The sequence below is a fragment of the Henriciella sp. genome (assembly GCF_049649345.1).
Taxonomy (GTDB): Bacteria; Pseudomonadota; Alphaproteobacteria; order Caulobacterales; family Hyphomonadaceae; genus Henriciella.
In genome coordinates this window covers 1-4,237 of record NZ_JBARZC010000093.1, presented here as the reverse complement: position 1 = coordinate 4,237, position 4,237 = coordinate 1, and the positions used below count along the sequence as shown (strand labels likewise).

At 59.9% G+C, this 4,237-nt stretch carries 6 protein-coding genes; 4 read left to right on the top strand and 2 right to left on the bottom strand.

Features of this window, described 5'->3' with window-relative positions; all coding sequences use genetic code 11:
* A partial coding sequence (locus WA989_RS02340) for a hypothetical protein (protein ID WP_424338919.1) occupies positions 1 to 223 on the top strand: 223 nt, incomplete at its 5' end.
* A gap of 9 nt (positions 224 to 232) precedes the next feature.
* On the opposite strand, the gene WA989_RS02335 is transcribed toward WA989_RS02340, so the two are convergent.
* On the bottom strand, positions 233 to 1,054 hold the full coding sequence (locus tag WA989_RS02335) for a hypothetical protein (RefSeq protein WP_424338918.1): 822 nt from the start codon (positions 1,052 to 1,054) through the stop codon (positions 233 to 235).
* A 72-nt stretch (positions 1,055 to 1,126) separates the two neighbouring features.
* On the opposite strand from WA989_RS02335, the gene WA989_RS02330 reads away from it, so the two are divergent.
* Positions 1,127 to 2,032, top strand: coding sequence for a fatty acid desaturase family protein (locus tag WA989_RS02330; RefSeq protein ID WP_424338917.1), 906 nt, complete (start codon positions 1,127 to 1,129; stop codon positions 2,030 to 2,032).
* 22 nt (positions 2,033 to 2,054) lie between these two features.
* On the opposite strand, the gene WA989_RS02325 is transcribed toward WA989_RS02330, so the two are convergent.
* Entirely contained in the window at positions 2,055 to 2,666 is a 612-nt protein-coding gene (locus WA989_RS02325) for a trimeric intracellular cation channel family protein (RefSeq protein WP_424338916.1), read from the bottom strand.
* A 12-nt stretch (positions 2,667 to 2,678) separates the two neighbouring features.
* On the opposite strand from WA989_RS02325, the gene WA989_RS02320 reads away from it, so the two are divergent.
* Both WA989_RS02320 and WA989_RS02315 read left to right on the top strand, forming a co-directional pair.
* On the top strand, positions 2,679 to 3,134 hold the full coding sequence (locus WA989_RS02320) for a globin (protein WP_424338915.1): 456 nt from the start codon (positions 2,679 to 2,681) through the stop codon (positions 3,132 to 3,134).
* A gap of 178 nt (positions 3,135 to 3,312) precedes the next feature.
* The coding region (locus WA989_RS02315; protein ID WP_424338914.1) for a phytanoyl-CoA dioxygenase family protein at positions 3,313 to 4,237 on the top strand (925 nt) is incomplete at its 3' end.

Here is a 4,237-nt window from a genome sequence, read left to right as displayed (position 1 = left end):
CGGCCGGCCCGTGCGCAATCATGGACCGGGGGACTCCACCAGCGAATATCTGTCGAGTGCCCGCGCGCATCGGCGGCTGGGCCATGATTATGATCTTCCCGGGGCGAATTGCGTACACTTCGTTCGTGCCTCGCGGGGGCGAAAGCCAACCCCGATCCAGGTTGCCCGCGCGACGTTCGAGGCCTTCCGCGACATGGTCTCAGGCGCTGGGCGCCGGCGCTGAACCTCTAGCTCAGGCCCCGAGATTCATGCTGGCGTGATACTTGTCCCAACAGGCGATGCCCGTCTCATTATAGCGTTTCATCGTCTCCACCATCTGTAGGAACAGGCCCTGGTCTGCGAGCTCCGGCGGCAGGAGCGGATCGAAATTGATCGTGCGGATGACCGCCTGGCCGATCAGCAGCGATTCGCGCGCCGCTTCATCCGGCGGAAGCGTTGCCAGCCGCGGCAGGCTGCTTGTCATGTCGGCAATCGCCGCTGTGTAAGAGGCGTGCAGCTCTTTGGCTGACCAGAGCGACTCCCAGTGTTTTGCGAGGCCGGTGGCAAAGTCGCTCGCCTCCATGAGCATGATGCCATCGCCGGCGCCAATACTGACCAGCTCATCGCGAAGCTCGTCGATCGTGCGTGATATATTGGCAGGCCGGACCCAGAGGCCGTTAGGTGTTTCGCGATAGCCATAAAGCATCAGGGCCCGCTCGCGCTCGCGCAGCTTCTTGCGGTCGGCCCGGCCGAGATGATGGGTCAGGCAGACAAGCCAGCTGCCTGTCCAGTCGCTGAGGCGGTCAGATACATCGCGCCATTGCTGGAGCCGCCGGGTCAGCGCTTTGGCCTTTGGCCCCGGCGCGTAGATCCCCCTTTCGGGACTTTCCAGCAGCCCCGACTTGACCAATCGCGTCGCAGCCACGCGTATAGTGACTGGCTCGATGCCGAACAGGTCCCCCGCATTGACGAGCGCGCCAATTGCCTGGCGATCCACATCCACCGTGCTCAGTAGGGACAGGATCAGGGCCCGGGCGGAAATATCGTCTGGAACGAGGCGTCTGTAATGATACATAAATTGACGAAACTTTTATTATCGTGTAATATCACACCTGTCTGATGTATGGAGCGATAGATGAGCACACTAATGAAACTTTCTGACGCCTTGTCCAAGGACGAGCTGCGGCAGCTGCGCCAGAAGTCGGACCTCAAAGCCTTCATCACGCTCGCCTGGAACTGGGGGCTGATCGCTGCTGCTTTCGCCATCGCAATCATCTGGACCAATCCATTCACCATTCTTCTTGGTGTCCTGATTCTGGGCGGACGCCAGCTCGGTCTTGGCATCATCAATCATGACTGCGCTCACCACGCCTTCTTCAAGCACAGGGCGGTCGACGATTTTGTCGGCCACTGGATTGTCGGCGCGCCGATGAATATCTCGCTTCACGCCTATCGCGCCTACCATCTGAAACATCACAAATATGCCGGCACACCGGACGATCCCGATATCGGTTTTGTGAAGAATTACCCCGTCTCCCGCGACAGCATCACGCGCAAGTTCAAGCGCGACCTGACCGGTCAGACAGGTCTTCGCGATACACTTTTCAAGATCCGGAAGTTCAAACTGTCGCGCAACTGGCCGTGGCTGACCTTCCATGTCCTGCTGTTTGGTGTTCTGACGGCCGCAGGCGCGCCATGGGCGTATCTGATGTGGTGGGCCGCTGAGCTGTTCATCTATCCGGCCATCGTACGCCTGCGCCAGATCGGGGAGCACGGCACGGCAATCGACCGCTCGCAGCTTGATGCACGGCTGAATACCGGCACAACGGTTGCGCCCTTCTGGCAGAAAGTCTTCATCGCGCCGAACAATGTGAACTATCACCTCGAGCATCACCTGCTCGCCAGCATACCGCCCTACAATCTCGGCCGCATGCACCGCATTCTTTCACAGCGTGGTTTCTACAACGAGACCGACTGTATCTCGCATGGCTATGGCGATGTGTTGCGCAGGGCTGTGAGACGTGAAGAGCCTGCTCCGGTTCTGGCCGAATAAAAACTTCTCGAGAGGCGAAAGATCAGCCTTTGGCCTTGGGCAGTGACAAGCCGAACAGGATGGCGCTGGCGCGCAGGATGAAGGCGGTGGCCATGCCGGCGGCGAAGGCAACCGTCTCGCCCGGCCCGTAGACCATCAGCAGATAATAGACGAGCGAGCCTGCCAGTGCGCAGGTTGCATAAAGCTCGCCAGCCTTCAGGACGAGCGGCTCTTCATTCGCGACGACATCGCGGATCAGACCGCCGCCGCTGGCGGTTACCGCGCCCATGATCAGCACGACGAGAAAGCCGTGGCCAAGCGCCATTGCTGTTGCTGCCCCGGTCACGGTGAAGAGCGCCATGCCGACAGCATCCGGCCAGCGAAGCGCCCTGAAATTGCTGACGAAACGATAGAAGAAGAATGCGGCCAGTCCGCCAGCGACGGCAAGGACCAGCGTTACGCTGTCATTTAGCCAGAAGACCGGCCGGTCCAGCAGCAGGTCGCGAAGCGTGCCCCCGCCGATTGCCGGAAGAAAGGCGAGCACGATGACACCGAGAAAGTCCATCTCCTTGCGGACCGCGACGACACCGCCGGAAATCGCGAAGACAAAGACGCCGATCCGGTCGGCCAAGGATAAAAGAAGGTCAGGGCTCATTGCCCGGAGGCTATGCCGAAGATTGTCTCGCCCGTCCATTCCGGATTAAAGACACTCATGGACGGGGCGCTGCTGATTGAGACACTCGAACGCGTCGCGGAGCTGCGCGGTGACCCGGCCGAGCTTGTCTACACCCATCTGTTCGAGGCGTATCCAGACTATGAGGCCCTGTTCGTCATGGATCAGGATGGAGGGGTGCGCGGGACCATGCTGTCAGCCTGCTTTGACTGCATCATCGGCCTGGCCGAGAAGTCCACCATGCCGCTCCTGATCCTGGAGGCGGCGCAGCTCCAGCACGATGCCTATGATCTGCAGGGTGAGGACCTCTCATCCATGTTTACTGCCATACGCGACGCGTTTCGCGATGTGTTGTCGAATGAGTGGTCGCAAAGGCATGAGGAGACCTGGCACGAGGCGCTTCTGGCGCTGCAGGAGATCAGCCGGAAAGCCGCCAACCAGCCGCTCTGAAATTGATCGAGATCAAACTCCGCGTGTGTTTTCATCTCCACATTGCAACCTCAAGCTGCGCTCCCGCGTAGGTGGGCCGAACGGGCATCTGACGGCTCAGTCAGCTGCTTTTCGAGACACTTAGACACATGACCGGCTGAACAACAAAGCCGGCAGAACAGAGGATCGCAAACGAGAGATGCAACAGACAAGAGAGGATATCTACGCCACCCGCAAAGCCCAGGGCTCTTGCCTCAGAGAGCGCCGCGAACCGGTCGTGCGAACCGGCGACTTTTCCAGGCCTCCCGTTAGCCGGTCGGTCCTGGAAGGCTTCGAGCGCAACGGCTTCACCGTTCTGGAGGATGTGTTCAGCCCGGAAGAGGTTGAACGCATGCGCGGCACGGCCAATGAGATGCGTGAGTTTCCCGGCAGCCTGGCTGATGAAACAATCATCTCTGAGCGCGATAGCGGTGCGGTCAGATCGATCTTCGCCATTCATCGACAGACGATTGACTTCGATCTTGTGGCGCGCGATCCGCGCCTTGCTGGCCTCGCGCAGCAAATCCTCGGCGAGGAGGTCTACATTCACCAGTCGCGCCTGAACTACAAACCGGCCTTCAAGGGCAAGGAGTTCTACTGGCATTCCGATTTTGAGACCTGGCACGCTGAAGATGGCATGCCGCGCATGAAAGCGCTGTCGATGTCGGTCATGCTGACGGATAATCATCCCCAGGCTGGCCCTGTCATGTTTGTGCCTGGCAGCCACAAGACCTTCATCGCGTGTGAAGGCGAGACGCCTGAGGACAATTACAAGTCCTCGCTCAAGCGCCAGCGAACCGGCATTCCGGACACCGCCAGTATTAGGGCGCTCGTCGAGGAGGGCGGTATTGTTGCGCCTGCACCGAAGGCCGGCTCGGTCGTTATTTTCGACTGCAATACGTTGCATGCCTCGAGCGGCAACATCACGCCGTTCGAGCGCGTGAACGCCTTTTTCGTCTACAATGCCTGGTCCAACCGTCTTGTTGCCCCGTATGCAGCGACCGCGCCGCGGCCCGAGCATATCGCCCACAGGCGGGTCGATGCGCCGCTGGCACATGTGCGGACCGGCCAAAACAGCGTAGTCT

Bases quoted from the DNA above. Each gene is read 5' to 3' on its own strand.
- WA989_RS02335 (WP_424338918.1), bottom strand. From the start codon at position 1,054: ATGTATCATTACAGACGCCTCGTTCCAGACGATATTTCCGCCCGGGCC.
- WA989_RS02330 (WP_424338917.1), top strand. From the start codon at position 1,127: ATGAAACTTTCTGACGCCTTGTCCAAGGACGAGCTGCGGCAGCTGCGC.
- WA989_RS02325 (WP_424338916.1), bottom strand. From the start codon at position 2,666: ATGAGCCCTGACCTTCTTTTATCCTTGGCCGACCGGATCGGCGTCTTT.
- WA989_RS02320 (WP_424338915.1), top strand. From the start codon at position 2,679: ATGCCGAAGATTGTCTCGCCCGTCCATTCCGGATTAAAGACACTCATG.